Consider the following 19028-nt stretch of genomic DNA (forward strand, 5'->3'; position numbering starts at 1 on the left):
TCGATATACGACAACATCAAAAGAAATCGCAGATTAGCCAAAAATCTTTCTCATGAAATAGACATCGGCAGGTTCTTATTCACAGCTAATGTAATTGCCATTGAAATAGCCGCCAGCATGCTACCTGAATCTGCCCGGCCGGTTGCGGCCAGATCCAGCGCAGTCCCATGATCCACTGAAGTTCGAATAATCGGCAGCCCCAATGTGACATTGACACCTGTCCCAAAACTGGCATATTTAAGTACCGGCAAACCCTGATCATGATACATAGCAAAAATACAATCATAATTATTGAGTTGTAGCGGATTGAATAATGTATCAGCCGGCATAGGGCCAACAAGCTTCATCCCCTCTTGGCGCAATTTATTAAGCACCGGAATGATGATATCGATTTCTTCACGACCCAGATGACCTGACTCACCTGCATGTGGATTCAATCCTGCCACAGCGATACAAGGATCAGCAATCATAAAGCGTTTAATCAGATCATGATAAATAATGCCTAACTGATTTTCCAATTTCTCAAAAGTAATGGCTGTAGCAACTGTGTTAAGTGGCAAATGTGTGGTCGCTAATGCTACACGCATATTGCCTCCCACCAGCATCATGACTACTCGACTATCCGTTAATTGTGCTAAATATTCTGTATGTCCGGTAAAAGTAAAACCGGCATCATTGATAATGCCTTTATGTACCGGTGCGGTAACCAGTGCATCAAATTCACCGCTACAACAGCCTTCAGTGGCATACTTAAGTGTTTCCAAAACATAGCGGGCATTTGCTGGATCCAGTTTACCCGGTTGTACGGGTTGGCTTAATGGAACATGTAATATCTGTAGACTGCCGGCCTGATGTGGCATGACAGCGGAAGATTCAGCCTGAATCAAATCCAGAGGCAGCTGTAATGAACGGGCACGTGCCTGCAATAATTCGTGATCCGCAACGACTACTAAACGGCAAGGCAATGTTTGCTGTGCAATTTGCACACACAAATCAGGCCCGATTCCAGCCGGTTCGCCTGCAGTCAGAACAAGTGTAGGAATAGAATGGAGTTTTGTCATCATATTTTGGTCAGTGATCTTCCATTCGATACTCTACATAGGCTTGATCGCGTAATTGCTGCAACCAATCCTGGATCACAACATCTGCTTTACGTGCGCGTATCGCCTGATGTGCAGTTTGTCGCTGTCGTTCAGTACTCACATCCTGAGTGCGACGCTCTATCACTTGAATCAAGTGCCACCCGAAAGGAGATTCTACTGGTTCACTGATTTGCCCCGGCAACAATGCATTCATTGCTTGCTCAAACGCAGGAACCGTATCGCCCGGCGAAATCCAGCCCAGATCACCACCCGATGAGGCGCTAGCATCTTCAGAGTGAAGCTTCGCTATTTCTGAAAAACTGGCTCCATTATCAATACGCTTCTTAAGCTGAATGATCTGCTCCATCGCATCGCTTTTAGCAGTCAATTCGCTGACTTTTATCAGTATATGACGTGCATGAGTCTGATCGATAATAACAACAGGCACCTCCTGCGCACGTCGCTCAAGTAATTTAAAAATATGAAAGCCAGCTGGACTCTGAATGATTGGGGTTAATTCATCTGGTTGCAAAGGCGCCAGTAATTCAGCAAACTTTGGCCCCATCTGAGCAATCGGACGCCAGTCAAGTATACCGCCCTGCATGGCATCAGCGGCATCAGAAAATTCAGCGGTAACCTGTGCAAATTCAGCGCCTTCTTTTAGTCTTTCCAATGCCATTTCTGCACGTTCTCGCCTTTTTTCAATCTGAGCCGGGTCCATCCGTTCAGGAATGCGTATCAGAATATGGGCAATCCGGTATTCGTCATTATCAATAGCGGACGTTTCCTGCGTGCGGATAAAATTATCAACTTCTCTCTCCGTAATATTTACCTGTTTATTAATCTCACGCTCTTTCAGTCTGACCATGATCATTTCATCACGAACCTCTTGACGGAATCTACTGAAATCTATTTTGTCACGCTCAAGTACGTCATAAAACTCCTGTACAGATAATTTATTTTCCTCAGCGATCCGGTGAATCGTCTCATCGAGTTCACTCTCATTAATTGACAAGCCAACCTCTTTGGCACGTTGCAGCTGTATTCGCTTGACAACCACACTTTCAAGAATTTGATCCGCAAGTACAGCACGATCAGGCGGCTGCACACCCTGTTGTAGTAACTGATTGATACCCGCTTCAATGGCATCATCTAATTCCCGCTGTGTAATCACCTCCTCGTTCACAACCGCTACAATCCGATCGATCGCAACCACACCACGAATGGCGTCTGCGTCTTGTGCAACAACGGTCGTCATTACTGACATGGTCATCAGAGCAAAAATATAGAAAAACAATTTCATATGCATAAATCTAATCAATAATCAAATAGCACGTTATGTGATCCATCAATAATAATTTGCCTTCATTGAATTCAATTAACTCAATCGATACAAACTTACCTTTGTTTTATTTATTAATGAATACTGCTATAACCAGGAATATTTTGTTGTAGTACACGTAGTGGATTCGTGCCAATTTCCATCAAGCCATTTAACTCAAGCTGAACGAAAAATGCAGTAGATGTTTTTTGTGTAGCGGTAGTCAGTCTCTGTAGCACAACACGCAGTGCCCAGCAACAAGAACTGTACTCCAATCCAGCCAGTCCGGCCAGAATTTTATCATCCCGAAGAGAATAGTTAACACCCACCACACCGTGCAAACCTCCGGATATCGGCCATTGCGTTGAAGCATCAACTTGTTCCAATACATCACGTGTAAAGCGATAACCCAGATTCACCACCTTACCTAATTCAGGCTGATAACTCAAACCAGTCCGTATTTTTTCGGTACGCAGTTCATTTTCATCAAGCTGTATATTCGTATCGGCACTGATTTCCGGTGTAAGACGCCCTGAAAGAGCCGCAATAAAATCCGCACGCCCACTGGTTACCTGTGGCGAGTTCAATGTCACATCACGATCTATAAAACGAAACTGCTGACCGATTGCGATACGTAAGCGCTCAATACCCGTTCCTGGTTCAAGCAAACGGGATGTCAGTGCTAATGTAATCTGATTGGCATCATTAATGCGGTCACTACCGCTGAATCGGTTTTCAGTCAGCATCTGTGCAAAACTGAAATCGGATTCAGCAGAATCAAAATTAGGTAATTGACTTTGGTCCTTAAAAGGCACGTAGACATAAAAAGCACGGGGTTCCAGGGTTTGAATAAATGTCTTGCCGCTAAGTGCTGTTTCGCGATCAAATACAACACCGCTATCCAGACTCAATATAGGAATAGTTCGATCTGTATTTTCACCTCTTAATTCAGTCGAAGAAGACAAATTATAACGCGTGTAGTGCAATCCGATCTTGGGTGTAAGGTAGCCGAATGCGTTACGTAAAGGCACACTGACATTGGGAAATAATGTCAAGCGCTGACCATCCACCAGCGTTGGGTGAGAAAAATTCGTCCAACTACTATTGAAATCAAAATCAATGCCCGCTACATTACGTTTAATTGCAGTCAAGGATAACTGTGGTAAACGTTTATAAGGGGAAATAATCAGCGCACGCGGGTCTTGAAGTGTCTGAAATCGTTGCACCATCGCACTAAAACCAAGCACCCCACCCACACCAAGATCACCATGGTAGGATACAACGCCTTGCTGCAATAAGTTTGTTCGGCTGGTTTGCGCCAGATTATTAGCCAGATCTCTAAAAAAAAGATCATCTGAGACACTGTTGTAATTCAGGTTACTACTCCAGCCTTTACCCAGATACTGAGAATGCATGAATGAAATACCATAACGAGTTTGATTCGTATCCAAGTCATCCGGCAAGACATCAGCCAGCACTTGCCCCATAAAGCTACTTCCCATATAGCGCAACTCGTTATTCACCATAATGCCACGTTTAGTCATCAATCTCGGCGCAATAGTTGCATCAATATTTGGCGCAATATTCCAATAAAACGGTAGAGCCAGATCACCCCCGCTTCTAGCCGTATTGCCAAAAATAGGTGCCAGCATGCCCGTTTTCCGCTTGCCATTGTATGAAAAGCTCATCCAGGGCAAATACAATATCGGTACATCCTTGAAGAGAACACTGACATTACGGGCGGTACCAACCTCCTCATCGTTGTTAATTTCCAGATCATCGGCTCGTATATACCAATCATCATTACCCACTGGACAAGTAGTATAGCTACCCTGTTTTAACCGATAATTATCATCTCCTTCAAATAACAGGATGCTACCTGTACCACGTCCACTCCCGTCTCTCATATAGTAGTTCGGTTGAGATAGATAACCTGTCTCTGTTTCCAGATTTAACTGAAGATCCGTTCCTTCCAAAGTATCTTTAGCGCGTTCAAGGCGGACATGGCCTTCGGCCTCAGTATCTTCGGTATCCTGAAAGTATTTCATACGATCAGCTGAGATAGACTGATCCCCACGACGCAATTTCGCATCTCCTACAGCCTCTATTTCTTGTTTATAGTAACCATGGATACGATCAGCATCAATAAATATCGGCTTTTTCTGAGGTGTGGTGATCGGAGTTAGTGAATCCGACTCTTTTCCTGGCTCAGGCGATGATTCATCAGCAAATACATTTAATGAGATCAATAAAGAAACAAAAAGAAACGATGCAGATCGGAATAGTTGTGTTTTCATCATTAGCATGTTAATTCTGGAAGCAAGGGGTCAATCCAAAAATATTATTCCCACGATTTCCAGTTTTATTATTCCGATTTTTGTCATTATTAGGCGTTTATCTAATTCAAGATTAGACGACGCACGAGCAAGAGAAATCACTGCCATCGTTTCAATTTTTGTTATCGCATAGATGATAGTAGTCCACCGACGCATTAACCCGTATTCGCTCCTCACATGTAGATTGGAATCCGACGGATTTTTAAAATGGTGGATACCTTCTCGAGAAAACACATTTGCAGGTACACATGATGAATACAGGCTATTGTACTATTTCTCTGCTCATATTTCACATTAAGACAATGCTTAAAGCACAAGAAAAAAATAGCTCCAAATTATCCATAAAAATATTGCATCTGGAATCCAGGTATATTATCTCAATATCATCCAGACCACTATCGTTCATTTTTCGCTAAATACAATCAACTCAAAAGTGATATCCAACTGTTCTACAATGGATTTAATATCCTACTTTTCATTTCTGTACAAGTACGACAAACTGGCCCAGTTAGAATGACTGCTGCGTAACAAGCAATATACTTTGCTAGAATACCGATAAGCCTGCCGCATTTTACTTGCCTCGCCGAGTTTACAGATTAAAAACCGGCATTTTATAAAAACCAGAATAGTTTCCGGAAAAATCATATCGTCAAAATAATTGCCTATTTGTTAAACACATCCATTTAAATTGAGCAATGACCGCTTCGGATCGATTGCTGCCTGAATTGATTCGTTCGAGCCCTATCACACTGTAAAATCAAAATACATGAACCATGCTTCCTTAGCATTACTATTTTTTTATGCTTAATCTTGATTCAATTTTTTCTGCCGGCGGCGTACTTTCCCGCTTTATAGTGGGGTATCGTCCACGCACACAACAACTGCAAATGGCGCAGACAATTGCTGACACCATAGCGAACAACCGTATTCTTGTCGCAGAAGCCGGTACAGGAACAGGTAAAACCTTTGCCTACTTGGTGCCTGCCTTGTTAGCCGGGGGCAAAGTAATCATCTCTACAGGAACCAAAACGCTACAGGATCAGATTTTTAGCCGTGATCTTCCAACGGTACGGGCGGCACTTAAGGTACCCGTCACTGTTGCACTGCTAAAAGGACGGGCTAATTATATATGTCATTACCATCTTGAAAAAACTTTACAAAGCCAGGATGCCCGTTTCTCCAGTCGAGATGAGGTACGGTTTCTGGGCTTAATAGCGAATTATGCAAGTATCAGCAAACATGGGGACAAAAGCGGCCTCAGCAAAATACCGGAAAATGCCGAAATCTGGCAACAGGTAACCTCTACACGAGAGAATTGCCTTAATTCAAGTTGTCCGAGCTTCAAAAAATGCTTCGTAATGGAAGCACGTAAAAAAGCGTTATCCGCAGACATTCTTGTGGTTAATCACCATTTGTTTTTTGCTGACGTCATGCTGCGGGACGAAGGCTTATCAGAGTTGTTGCCCGCCTGCAATACAGTCATTTTTGATGAAGCACATCAATTGCCGGAAACGGCTCGCCTATTTTTCGGAGAATCGATTAGCACCGGCCAATTATTAGATCTTGCACGAGATGTTAAAGTTGAAGCATTACAAAACGCCGGAGATTTTACGGATCTACCTATTACCATTGCCTCAATGGAAAAAGCGGCGCGCGATTTACGTCTGGCCATTACGCATGAGAATACGCGCCTCCCATTCGCTGCGGTTATACGAAATCCTGATTTTGGTAAGGCATTGGATATCCTGGTGGATAAACTGGTGGTACTAACAGGTATGCTAAAAAATCAGGCAGAACGTTCCGAAGGATTAGAAAACTGCTGGCAGCGTGCAACTGATCTCTTAAACCGTATCAAACATTGGAACAGTCAAGTCGAAACAGATAAGTTTGTTCGCTGGCTGGAGGTATTCAGTCACACACTACAGTTTAATGCCACACCCTTATCAATTGCAGAGATTTTCAATAAACAATTAACTGCATCGCCACGTGCCTGGGTATTTACTTCGGCTACCTTATCCATTAAAAAGAATTTCTCTCATTATAACGATGAAATGGGATTGGCAATGGCTCAATCCGTTTGCTGGGATAGTCCCTTTAATTTTTCCGAGCAGGCATTGCTTTATGTTCCCCCCAATATGCCAGAACCCAGTAACAAGCTCTATACTGATTATGTAGTCAAAGCAGCTATGCCTGTCTTGCGGGCCAGCCAGGGTCGTGCTTTTTTCTTATGTACGAGTCTAAGAGCGATGCAACGCGTATATGAATTATTATTGACTGCATTAAAACAAGAACAATACGATTTCCCTATATTGTTGCAAAGCCAAGGCTCGCGTTCAGACATGCTTGCGCGTTTTCGGCAGACAGATCATGCAATTCTAATCGGTAGCCAATCATTTTGGGAGGGTGTCGATGTGCGGGGTGAAGCGTTATCACTGGTTGTCATTGACAAGTTACCCTTTGCCTCACCCGATGACCCGGTACTTTCGGCACGTATTGAAAAAATCAATAGTGAAGGGCGAAATGCTTTTATGGAGTATCAATTACCCCGCGCTGTCATCAACCTGAAACAAGGTGCAGGGCGATTGATTCGTGATGAAAATGATCGGGGGGTGCTCATGATCTGTGATCCGCGCCTTACCACCAAGTCTTATGGCAAACAGATCTGGCAAAGCTTGCCACCAATGAAACGTACCCGACAGTTATCTGAAGTTGAGGCGTTTTTTTCTATCACTGATTCCGCCTGACACGCTTCCCATCCTTAAAGAGCAGGGGCTCCTGCTAATTTTCATGGCGTCCGGTATTTTATAACATGGCGGCATAAGATCGATGGAGACTTTTGCGAAAGCCCTCGCCATAAGTTTTATGCTATTGATTATGTTGAGTTTTTCAAATATTTCAAACAATACGAACCCCGGGTCCCGATAACAGCTGGCACTGTTTTTTTCAAAGAGCCAGCCTTTTACACGGGTAAAAAACCTTAGGCAATATCCGTCATTATTCTATTAGCGTGATCTTTTTTTATCGGCTTGATTAGCCAGATATAACCAGGTTTGCATAACACTATCAGGATTAAGCGAAAGATTCTGAACGCCTTCCTCCATTAGCCAATTAGCCAAATCAGGATGATCCGATGGTCCTTGTCCACAAACACCAATATATTTATTGGCTTTTAAACATGCCTGAATAGCCAAGCGCAGCAAAACCTTGACCGCTGGATCACGTTCATCAAAAGATGCCGAGACAAGGCCGGAATCACGATCGAGTCCAAGGGTGAGCTGGGTAAGGTCGTTTGAGCCGATTGAAAAACCGTCAAAATATTGTAGGAATTCGTCAGCAAGTAATGCATTGGAAGGAACTTCACACATCATGATCAAACGTAAGCCCTGTTCACCCCGTCTCAGACCATTCTCCTCCAGCAATGCTATAACCTGCCTAGCCTCAGCCAATGTTCGTACGAATGGAATCATAATTTCCACATTGGTTAAACCCATTTCATCACGAACTTTTCTAAGCGCTTCGCATTCCAATCTAAAACAATCGCGAAAGCTTTCAGCAATATAACGCGAAGCGCCTCGAAAACCGAGCATCGGGTTCTCCTCGCTGGGTTCATAATCTTTTCCACCAACAAGATTCGCATATTCATTAGATTTAAAATCTGACAAACGCACAATCACCGGTTTCGGAAAGAACGCAGCCGCCAGCGTTGCAATACATTCTGTGAGCTTATCAACATAAAAACGCACCGGGTTACTATATCCCATACTACATTTTTCGATGGCTTGCTTCAGCTCTATTGGAATATCAGGATAAGCGAGTATAGCCTTGGGATGAACCCCAATCATACGGGCAATAATAAATTCTAGTCGCGCTAAACCGATGCCATCGTTTGGCATCCGTCGTAGATCGAATGCCAAACCTGGATTACCAATATTCATACTGATTTTGACAGGCGATTGCGGCATGGAGTCTAATACCAGTTCCGTGATTTCAACTTCTAGTGCACCGTCATAAATATTACCTATATTCCCTTCTGCACAGGAAACAGTGACCATCCGCCTCTCAGCCAGCACGCTGGTCGCATTACCACAACCGACAACAGCTGGAATACCCAATTCACGCGCAATAATCGCCGCATGACAAGTACGTCCGCCCCTATTCGTAACGATTGCTGCTGCGCGCTTCATTACGGGCTCCCAATCCGGATCCGTCATATCCGTTACCAGGGTATCTCCTTCTTCTACGCACGACATTTCCTCGGGATTCAAGATCAAGCGTACCCGCCCACTCCCTATTTTCTGACCAATCGCATATCCAGAGACCAGAATTTCTGATTTATTTTTTAGCTGGTAGCTCTCCAACCGTTCCAAGCTGGCTCGAGACTGTACCGTCTCCGGTCGAGCCTGCAGAATATAAAGTTTGCCATCAAGGCCATCTTTTCCCCATTCAATATCCATAGGCCTTTGATAATGCGCCTCAATAACCAACGCATGACGGGCCAATTCTTCTACTTCCTTGTCTGTGATCGAAAACTGGGCGCGTTTGGTTTCGTCCACATCATGAGTACTCACCGTACGTTGCGTGCCATCATTCTCAGCATATTGTATTTGAATCAGCTTTGTACCCAGATTACGTTTAAGTATGGCAGGCTTACCTTGTTTCAATGTAGGTTTATATACATAGAATTCATCCGGGTTTACGATGCCTTGAACAACAGCCTCACCAAGCCCATAGGATGCCGTAATAAAAACAACTTGATCAAATCCGGATTCAGTATCCAGTGTAAACATAACACCTGAAGCACCCAGATCACTTCGAACCATCCGTTGCACCCCAACCGATAGCGCTACATCAGCATGTGCGAACCCATGATGAACACGATACGAAATCGCACGATCATTATAGAGCGAAGCATATACAGATCTAACAGCTGTCAATAAGCTGTCCAGGCTAGTAATATTCAGAAATGTTTCTTGCTGTCCTGCAAACGAAGCATCCACCAAATCTTCAGCAGTAGCTGATGATCGCACCGCTACGGAAATATTACGTGTTCCTGCACTGATCAGCATTTTTTCATAAGCGGCGCTGATTTCTTCTTGCAGACGTTGTGGTAAAGAAATCCCCATAATCCACTTCCGAATCTGAGTACCTGTTCGACTCAATAACGCAACATCACTCACATCCAATAATGCTAGGGTTTCTTCAATACGCTGAGCCAGGTTATCTTGTGCAAGAAAGTCCCGATACGCATTAGCTGTGGTAGCAAAACCACCCGGCACCCGTACACCGGCTCCAGATAACTGGCTAATCATCTCACCCAGCGAGGCATTCTTCCCTCCCACACTATTCGTATCGGTCATACGTAGCTCATCAAACCAGGCAATATATTTTACTGAGCTCATCTCTGTCTCCTAAGAAAATATCGATTTAGTCCAACACCTTACTGCAGGTATAAATAGCTAAAAACTGGTGTAACAAGACCCGAAATGAGAAAATTGACAGGAAGTCATTCATCCCTTCCATACCGATTGCGAGCCAACCTCATCGCCATCACAGAAACGATCCACTCGCTAATTTATATAGCGGGAAACCTTTGCAAAACCTCAATAGTTGAAAAATTAACTCTTTATAATCAATATACTAAAACTTCTGTCGAAGGTTTTGGCAAAAGCCTCAACGGGCAGATGGTGAGAATATGAATATTACTGGTATAAGCTCTAGGCCAGCAGATACCTAAATGGAAAAAATGTATGTAAATAGATAGCGCGGCGCTCAGAATAACTCACAGTCGAATGGCAAACTAAAATAATTCTAAATTAGAGTAATAGATACAACCCACATTTATTCATTCACCTATGCCGCTTTTTATTGATATACATATTACTATCAGCAATTTTAAGTAATGCATCAATACTTCTCCCATTCTGGGGATAAATAGCAATGCCTATACTTGCCTCAATATTTATGACATGGCCCTGAATCACGAAATCGCGCATCAGCTCATTTTCGATTGACTTGCTGATACGAATTACACTTTTTTCTGAAGAATCATTAACCAACACAACAAATTCATCTCCACCCATTCTTATAACACTATCATTCTTCCTAATTGCCCGCTTGATTCGCTGACTGACTTGTATCAGCAGCTCATCACCCACATCATGACCAAAAGTATCATTTGCTATCTTGAATCTATCCAGATCTATAAATAAGACAGCAAATGAGCAATTATTTTGCTTTGCTTTTTCTAACGCCAACGTCATACAGCTTCCCAAATATCTTCTATTAGGCAAGCCAGTTAATGCATCAATATATGCCTTTTTAAAAAGCTTTTTATTAGACTCTTCTAAAGTAAGCTGTGTATGACGTAATACGGTTATATCCTTTATAACGCCGACTAAAATCAGTTCACCATTAATTGTTTCAAAAACATTTTTTTTTGTTTCTAAAATACTTATTTTTCCTTTTGAATCAGTTATCTCCTCTTCATTAATAGTAACCTTTCTTTCCTGAAAAACTCGTTCATCCACTTCTTTAAAAATTTTCACCTGGTTTTTAGGAAAGAAATGATCATCAGTCCTGCCAACCATTTCATTACGACAAAAACCAAGAAATTGCTCGAGTGATTTATTTATAAAAATAAATCGATGCTGACGATCTTTGATAAAAACCAAGTCCGGAATAGCATCCAATACTTGAATAAAAAAATGAATATTTAATTTAAATTCTATTTTACTCAGAAAAACTGAATCGTTACTCTCTACCGACATGAATTTTATATATTTCCATTATTACTTCTTGTTTTTTAAAAATTTATTCTATAATTAATAATCATGCATCTAATCTCGTAAATTTATCAGAGAAATGGCACAATTTAAAAATAACAGATAATTGGGTTAGAAAAGGAGCTTACATAGATAGCACCTCGTCCACTGGTTTGTTTAAACGCCTCCATTATATAATACCCGAGGATATAGAATGGTCATATAAGATAGAATTAATCTATCGGTATGGCTGTTACATCAATAATCGTATTAATGATAAAAATTAAAGCTTATCAGCTAATATAATCAGAAAATACCCAGAAAACAGGCTAGTAATCAAGGAGACTACAGCATAACAGCGAAATTTTTCAGATAATTTTCTCTGACTGTGCGTCGAAATGATAAAAGGATGTCGCTTATTCGTTGTATTACTCAGCGTATAGGTCGTTGGCATGTTAGATAAACGACGATGGCGGATTTCTGCTTCCTTACTCGCCGCCTGCCGTACTTGTTCCCACTCCTGCAAATCTATTTCACCCTTATTATTGCTGTCAAAACGCTGCAATAGCTGTTGGTAGTTCTGCTTCCATTCTCGAATCACCGCTCCCATTAGCTCGTGGTGGCTCGGTATCTGTCGACCTCCTCCCGAGCTTTGGAAGTGACCAAGCGCATAGACCACGTCATGGATGTAGATAAATTTTTCAATGTAGCGATAGCGATGTCCGCGTAAGACTCGAAGTATAGGATTATTATTTCTGACACGATATCGAGGCATCTCACTGTCACCATGCCAAGTACGCGAATGTTCCGTAATCACTTCCGCACCTTGTGGATTAACACTACAAGTGCCCGTCCCATCATCAATCTGAAAGCATTGCTTACTCGTCCCCTGAGTAATCGTATGCCAATGACCACTTTTACCGGCGCGTCTATACCGTTGCACCTTATAATCAAACCAGACACAAGGTATACCGGAAAGCGGCGCGACCATTTCTGCCATTTCGCTACGAGACACGGTGCCAATTAACTCCACATAACCTTGTGCTGCTGAACGGATTCTTGAAGTTGGCATATCCTCAATCAGGCGTGCTCGTCTTAAATAGTAAAATACCAGGCCAAGACACGCTAACATCATCGCAGATGCCGCAATCAAGTATAATGTGATTTCATCACCGTTGAGCGTAACCAGCCATGAACTTACATTCATCTGAATAGCATATTCATATCAATATCCGTTTTCTCCACTTCTGAAAACTCCAATAGATCAAAAGCTTTGAATCCCATCTTGCGCGCAACCAGCACATCAGGAAACTGTTCAATCCGAATATTACTCAGATTGGTTGATTCATTATAGAATTCCCGACGATCCGCAATACCTTGTTCTAAACCTGTAATGCGGGATTGTAAATATTGAAATGACTCGCTTGCCTTTAATTCCGGATATGACTCAGCCAGTGCAAATAAATTACCCAGACCCAGACGTAGCTGAGTCTCTGCCACACCCAATGACTTGATGTCTGAATCTTGCCGAGCTGTGGAAACCGCCGAACGGGCCTTGATAATCGCCTCCAAAGCATCTTTCTCGTAATGCATATATTGTTTGCACGTTTCAACCAGCTTGGGTAATTCATCATGGCGCTGTTTTAGCAACACATCGATATTCGCCCAAGCCTTGGATACATTATGTTTTAACTGTACCAGATTGTTATAAATGAAAACGCCATAAACAAGTACAATACACAGCACTGCAACAATAACCAGTGTTGAAACATCCATAGTGATTAACCTCTAATTAGTTGCCAAGACGGACTCAACTCTCCTGACAAACAGGCACACAAAAAACATCCGCTTTATTCCCTGATTCCTTTTTGGCAGATAATCGCTTGTCCTATCATCTACCTACGTTTTGATATACTTCTATCCCGATAATGACAGGATAAAAATAAAGACAGCATTCTCACAAAACCGTTATTACAAATTATTAATCTTTGTAAATCAATATATTAAAATAATAGGAATAGTTCTTGCGAAGGTTCCAGATAGACATTACTGAAAATAAGAGTAGAAGTGTAGGATAAAGGGGCGCTATCCACATTACAAAATAGCGTGCTGTTTCCCCGCTTATTTACTGATCGATACCTCATTAAAGATTGCATCTAATCCAGCAAAAATAGCTTATGCCAATACCAGCATACCCGGAAACTCTCCATTGGCAATTTCTTCGAGGTAGCGTTTGGCACGGTCGCTCACACCTGCACCATGATACAAATAGGACTGCGCTGCCAGCTTAGGTGGATAATCGCTCACAGTATAACCTTGTGCCTTAATTTCTTTTGTTGAAATAGATGACACCGTAAGCTTGCCTTTTCCCAACTTAATTACAAGCTGTTTTTTGCGATTTGTCGCCACAATGATCGCTGTATGGCGATGTTGATCAATCAGTACAGTAGGTTGCATGATTCGTCATAATTAAGAATGATATCCCGCAATTCATAAAAAAATAGCTCATCCAAGAAAACGGCACTTGTAAAGCATCTATCCTCTGATTTTTTCCCATAGTCTCTGTAATCGCTTAGCCGATACCGGATATGGCGTTTTCAATTCCTGGGCGAACAAAGAAATGCGCAATTCCTCGATCTGCCAACGAAATTCAGCCAGACTGGCGTCGTTGACCCCTACCTCACGGTGTTTCTCCAGGCGTTGTATATATTGTTTCCATAGCAACGCAATATCGGATTCATGGCGTTCATCCCGCACTGGATTTAAGGAAAATTTATCCAGACGCATAGACATTCCTTTTAAATAGCGCGGAAAATGCTGTAACCGTTCCCATTGTGTAGCACCGAGAAATCCGGGATAAATAAGATTTTCCAACTGGATACTTAACTCACTTTTTAATCTCTGATGATTTTTTCCTACTCCCGATAAACGCTCTCTGAATGATTGATATTCATTGCCGATATTTTGCATTAAGTAAATTAATGCCTCAGCTACAGTGGGCAAACGTGCACGCGCGCGTTGTTTCTGCACTGTAAACAGGTGTTCACTGCGTGGCAATACATCTTCCCCGATAAAAGCGCGATCAACAATGACGGTTAGCATATCTTGTTTAAGTACATCCGGACTGATAAGAGCGGTGAATTGTAACGTTACTTGTTTTAGCCCAGACAATTTTTTGTCCAGGTACTTTAAATTATCCTTGAGTTCAAAGCACAATAATCGCCGCATCCCAGCTCGCATAGATTCTTCAGCAGCATCTCTTGTATCGAGCAGGCGAATCGCAACACTGTCTTCTTCATCCAGTAGTGTCGGATAACCAGTCAACTGTTTACCCATACGCGTAAAAATAATCTCAACAGGCAAATCACCAAAATCCCAACGCATCACATTGTCACGTTCAATACTCACCTGTTCGCCGGAATCCGGCTGAGAAAAGGTTAATTGTGCCACCTGACCGAGCTGCGCTTGTAATTGCACAAGATTACGGCTCATTGCCAGTTCTTCCCCCGCATCATCTACCACCTTGAAATTCATCAATAAATGTATCGGCAGATCCTTGTCTGTCCAGGCATCCACTGGAACTGAGGTACCGGTCTTCCTTAAAACAAAGGTTGCCAATAGATCACTTAGTGCACTGGCATTGACACCGACTTGCAGGCTTTGCAGAAATTGGGTAACCGATTCTGGCAAGGGTATTAAATAACGGCGTATCTGTTTTGGTAGCGCTTTAAAATGCCAGGTGATCTTCTCACGAATCAATCCCGGTACCAGATAGTCAAATTGCTTCGCATCAAGCTGATTAAGTAATGGCAGCGGAACACTAACCGTCACACCATCCAGCACATGCCCTGGCTCGAAACGATAGCTCAGTGGTAATTCATCTTTACCATCCAACTGCATATTTTCGGGAAACTGTGCTTCAGTAACACGATCGGCTTCATGACGCATTAAATATGTGCGGCTAAGATAAAGCAGCTGCGGATTCTCCCGCTCGGCCTGCTTGCGCCATTTTTCAAATCCTGCACCGTTATAGATTTCCATCGGAACAATTGCATCGTAAAAAGAAAAGATAGCCTGCTCATCTACCAATACATCTTGGCGCCGTGCTTTATGTTCCAATTCTTCTATCTCACTAATACGCTTTCGGTTATGCTCAAAGAATAATGCTGGGGTCACATACTCACCTGCTACCAAGGCCCCTCGGATAAAGATCTCTCGTGATTCCTGTGAATTGATCTTCCCATAATGTATTTGCCTTTTTGGCACGATGGGGAGCCCGTAGAGCGTCACACGTTCATAAGCAATCACCTGTGCCGGTTGTTTTTCCCAGTGAGGATCAGAATAATGTTGCTTACACAAACGACCTGCGATACCTTCCAGCCATATCGGATCAATTTTTGCAACACAACGTCCATAAAGTTTTGTCGTTTCGATCAATTCAGCAACGACAATCCATTTTGATTTTCCTTTCTTCAATACCGAACCTGGAAAAATAGAAAATTTAATTCCTCTGGCACCAAGATATTCACTTTCTTTCTCGGTTTTAAAGCCAATATTACCCAGTAACCCAGCCAACAATGCACGATGAATTTCAACATAATCAGCTGGAACTTGATTGGGTTTAAGACCTAAATCCATGACTAATCCATGCAGCTGAGCGTGGATTTCACGCCATTCACGCATTCTACGATAGGATAAAAATTTTTCTTGACACTGCGCGACCAGCTTACGATGAGATTTCTTATCTCGCAATAATTCTTCAAAAAACACCCATAGTTTTAGATAACTCAAGAAATCAGAACGCTCATCTTGAAAACACTGATGCGCCCTGTCAGCAGCATCCTGTCGTTCAAATGGCCTGTCACGTGGATCTTGTAAACTTAATGCAGACGCAATAATAAGCACTTCATTCAAAGAATTTTCATCTTTTGCCGCCAATATCATACGGGCAATTCTTGGATCAATCGGAAATTTGGCCAATTGCCAGCCGATACGTGTCAATTGCCGGTTATCATCTACCGCGCCCAATTCGGCCAATAATCGATAACCATCCGCAATCATGCGCGATGAAGGCGGTTCGATAAACGGAAAACTCTCGACATCCCCAATTTTCAGTGATTTCATACGCAGAATCACTGCGGCCAATGAAGAGCGGAGAATTTCAGGATCGGTAAATTCCACTCGAGCAAGATAATCTTCTTCCGCATACAAACGAATACACACACCGCTTGCTATCCGTCCACAACGTCCGGCTCTCTGGTTAGCGGAAGCACGGGAGATTTTCTCTAATTGTAGCTGTACTACCTTATTGCGATAACTGTAGCGATTGACACGCGCCCAGCCTGTATCAATCACATAACGGATACCAGGAACAGTCAATGAAGTCTCTGCCACATTGGTAGCCAATATAATACGGCGTACCGCTTCCGTCTTGAATACCCGCTCTTGCTCAGAAAATGACAAGCGAGCAAATAATGGCAAGATTGATATATCAGCCGGACCCAACTTCATTCTGCCAAAATGATGTTTACGTAATGCCTCGGTAGTTTCTCTGATTTCTCGCTCACCCGGAAGAAACACCAGTATATCTCCCGAGCCAATTTGCATCACTTCAGCTATCGCATCAAGAATGGCCTGCTGGCTATCCGAGTCTTCATCATCTTCAGCAGTAACAGGGCGATAATGCACGGCTACCGGATACATCCGCCCAGTCACTTCAATTACTGACGCATCATTAAAATGTCTGGAAAAACGTTGTGCATCAATCGTTGCGGAAGTTACGATAAGTTTTAAATCCGGGCGCCTCAACAATAACTGCTTAAGATATCCAAGCAGAAAATCAATATTCAAGCTACGCTCATGCGCCTCATCAATGATCAAAGTGTCATAAGCCTGTAGCAGAGGATCGCTTTGCGTTTCAGCCAGCAAAATCCCATCCGTCATGAGTTTAATATACGTATTCGCACTGACTTTATCGGAGAACCGTACCTTATAACCAACAGTATGACCAAGCGGGCTATTCAGTTCAGCAGCAATTCGCTTTGCTACCGTACGGGCTGCAATACGCCGTGGCTGCGTATGGCCGATTAGTCCCGTAACACCTCGCTTGAGCTCAAGACAGATTTTCGGTAATTGTGTTGTCTTACCTGAACCTGTTTCTCCACAAACAATAACCACCTGATTTTCTTTAATCGCATCCATTATCTCCTGTCGGCGCACAATTACCGGAAGATCTTCTGGATAGGTCGGCTTGGGAAGGTTAACAAGACGTCGCGTTAAATCTGCGGGATGAATTTTTTTCATGATACCAATTTAAGAGAGGTTTTTGCAAAAGCCCTCGCCAGAAGTTTTATACTATTGATTACAAAAGGTTAATTTTTAAACTATTGGGATTTTGCAAAGGTCTCGAATCAATAATCCAGCACAACAAGTCAACAAGGGACACGGCGGGATATATTTGACGAGAAATAATCCAGCCGTTTAACGATTAAAGAGCCAGATCATTGCCTAGCCGAATATAAGTATATTTCTGCCAAACGGGATCTTTATTTATTTCTGCATAACTGTATTAAATAACGTTGATTCCAACAAGGCGTCTAACCAATTAATTAAATAGTTGTAATTGGATGCATAGAACCAGCCATGATCAACATGAGCAAACTGGCGAACAAATGGAAATATAGCCATATCGGGAAGTGTCGGGTGATTACCTATTAAATAGCAATGTTGACTCAAACGGGTATTCAGTGCCATCAAAAATCTCTCTGCTTGCTCGCGATAATAGCTCACAGAGTTTTCTGGAAACCGGTCTGCGTACTTATAACGGTCAAGAAAATATTTAAAAGATCCGTCGTTCTGATCAATCAAGGATTTTGCTTCTGCAGACAGGCCACCACTTTTATCCATCCAGCTTTCTGGATCATGAATCGATAACGCCCATTGCATGATGTCCAGACTTTCTTCAATAATACGTCCATCAGCAAGCTTCAGGACTGGTACAGTTCCTTTTGGAGAACAATCCAGCAATGCTTTAGGTTTGTTACGTAAACTGACTTCTTGCATATCTACTTCAACACCACTGATCTTGATTGCCAATCTGGCACGAATTGCATATGGGCAACGGCGAAATGTATAAAGCAAAGGTTTCATGATGAAATTATAGATTAATATAAAGCTTATGCTGAAGCTCGATTTTATTCTTCATTTGTTTCGAAACATTCTGACTCATTAATTTACAAACAGCGCGATTGCCTGTGGCTTGTGTACAGAAGACGTATCCAGCTTCACTATAAACTACACAGCAGTGAAATTTCGTTTTCTGAAATATAACCCTCCACCTTAGCCGGCTTGCTCATGAGAATAAAAATAGTTTTTCGGAAAACTAACTGGCGATGACTCTTGCCAAAGGGATGAATACCAAAGTAACCATAAGTCCCGGAAATCGGTAAGGCATCCCTGAATATAGTCAGGCAACGCTCCAAAACATCCAGAATAATTCCAACAATACCCCGAGTATAAAAAGGTAAAA

The 19028-nt window shown here is 42.5% G+C and carries 11 protein-coding genes; 1 reads left to right on the top strand and 10 read right to left on the bottom strand.

All coding sequences use genetic code 11. The annotated features are described in order from the left end of the window. Window positions 1-50 precede the first annotated feature (50 nt). The 3 genes from pdxA to BUQ89_RS10955 form a co-directional block, all read right to left on the bottom strand. Complete coding sequence (gene pdxA, locus BUQ89_RS10945) at window positions 51-1061, bottom strand: 4-hydroxythreonine-4-phosphate dehydrogenase PdxA (protein ID WP_036572537.1); 1011 nt, start codon at window positions 1059-1061, stop codon at window positions 51-53. A 10-nt stretch (window positions 1062-1071) separates the two neighbouring features. Continuing rightward, the gene (locus BUQ89_RS10950; RefSeq protein WP_342742983.1) at window positions 1072-2385 is read right to left on the bottom strand and encodes a peptidylprolyl isomerase; all 1314 of its coding nucleotides are present in this window, start codon (window positions 2383-2385) and stop codon (window positions 1072-1074) included. Window positions 2386-2498: 113 nt separating this feature from the next. Next, the gene (locus tag BUQ89_RS10955) at window positions 2499-4703 is read right to left on the bottom strand and encodes an LPS-assembly protein LptD (protein ID WP_245813006.1); all 2205 of its coding nucleotides are present in this window, start codon (window positions 4701-4703) and stop codon (window positions 2499-2501) included. Window positions 4704-5539: 836 nt separating this feature from the next. Between BUQ89_RS10955 and yoaA the strand changes: the two genes are divergently transcribed. Further along, entirely contained in the window at window positions 5540-7483 is a 1944-nt protein-coding gene (gene yoaA / locus BUQ89_RS10960; RefSeq protein WP_028460706.1) for a DNA repair helicase YoaA, read from the top strand. A 258-nt stretch (window positions 7484-7741) separates the two neighbouring features. On the opposite strand, the gene ppsA is transcribed toward yoaA, so the two are convergent. The 7 genes from ppsA to BUQ89_RS10995 form a co-directional block, all read right to left on the bottom strand. Beyond that, window positions 7742-10138, bottom strand: a complete 2397-nt coding sequence (gene ppsA, locus BUQ89_RS10965; RefSeq protein WP_028460707.1) for a phosphoenolpyruvate synthase — start codon at window positions 10136-10138, stop codon at window positions 7742-7744. 447 nt (window positions 10139-10585) lie between these two features. After that, window positions 10586-11506, bottom strand: a complete 921-nt coding sequence (locus tag BUQ89_RS10970) for a GGDEF domain-containing protein (RefSeq protein WP_028460708.1) — start codon at window positions 11504-11506, stop codon at window positions 10586-10588. 277 nt (window positions 11507-11783) lie between these two features. Continuing rightward, window positions 11784-12707, bottom strand: a complete 924-nt coding sequence (locus tag BUQ89_RS10975) for a GIDE domain-containing protein (RefSeq protein ID WP_051537486.1) — start codon at window positions 12705-12707, stop codon at window positions 11784-11786. Then, window positions 12704-13276 carry a LemA family protein gene (locus BUQ89_RS10980; protein ID WP_028460709.1) on the bottom strand — a complete coding sequence of 191 codons (573 nt, stop codon included), beginning with the start codon at window positions 13274-13276 and terminating at the stop codon, window positions 12704-12706. Before BUQ89_RS10980 ends, BUQ89_RS10975 begins: the two co-directional genes overlap by 4 nt. A 399-nt stretch (window positions 13277-13675) precedes the next feature. Further along, window positions 13676-13957, bottom strand: a complete 282-nt coding sequence (locus BUQ89_RS10985) for a hypothetical protein (RefSeq protein WP_028460710.1) — start codon at window positions 13955-13957, stop codon at window positions 13676-13678. Between the two features lie 78 nt (window positions 13958-14035). Then, window positions 14036-17803: an ATP-dependent RNA helicase HrpA gene (gene hrpA, locus BUQ89_RS10990; RefSeq protein WP_028460711.1), complete on the bottom strand. Its 3768-nt coding sequence runs from the start codon at window positions 17801-17803 to the stop codon at window positions 14036-14038. 246 nt (window positions 17804-18049) lie between these two features. Then, window positions 18050-18649 (bottom strand): glutathione S-transferase, encoded by a 600-nt coding sequence (locus BUQ89_RS10995; protein WP_028460712.1) that lies wholly within the window; start codon window positions 18647-18649, stop codon window positions 18050-18052. Between the last annotated feature and the right edge of the window lie 379 nt (window positions 18650-19028).

Origin of the sequence: Nitrosomonas cryotolerans ATCC 49181 (genome assembly GCF_900143275.1) — a bacterium.
Taxonomy (GTDB): Bacteria; Pseudomonadota; Gammaproteobacteria; order Burkholderiales; family Nitrosomonadaceae; genus Nitrosomonas; species Nitrosomonas cryotolerans.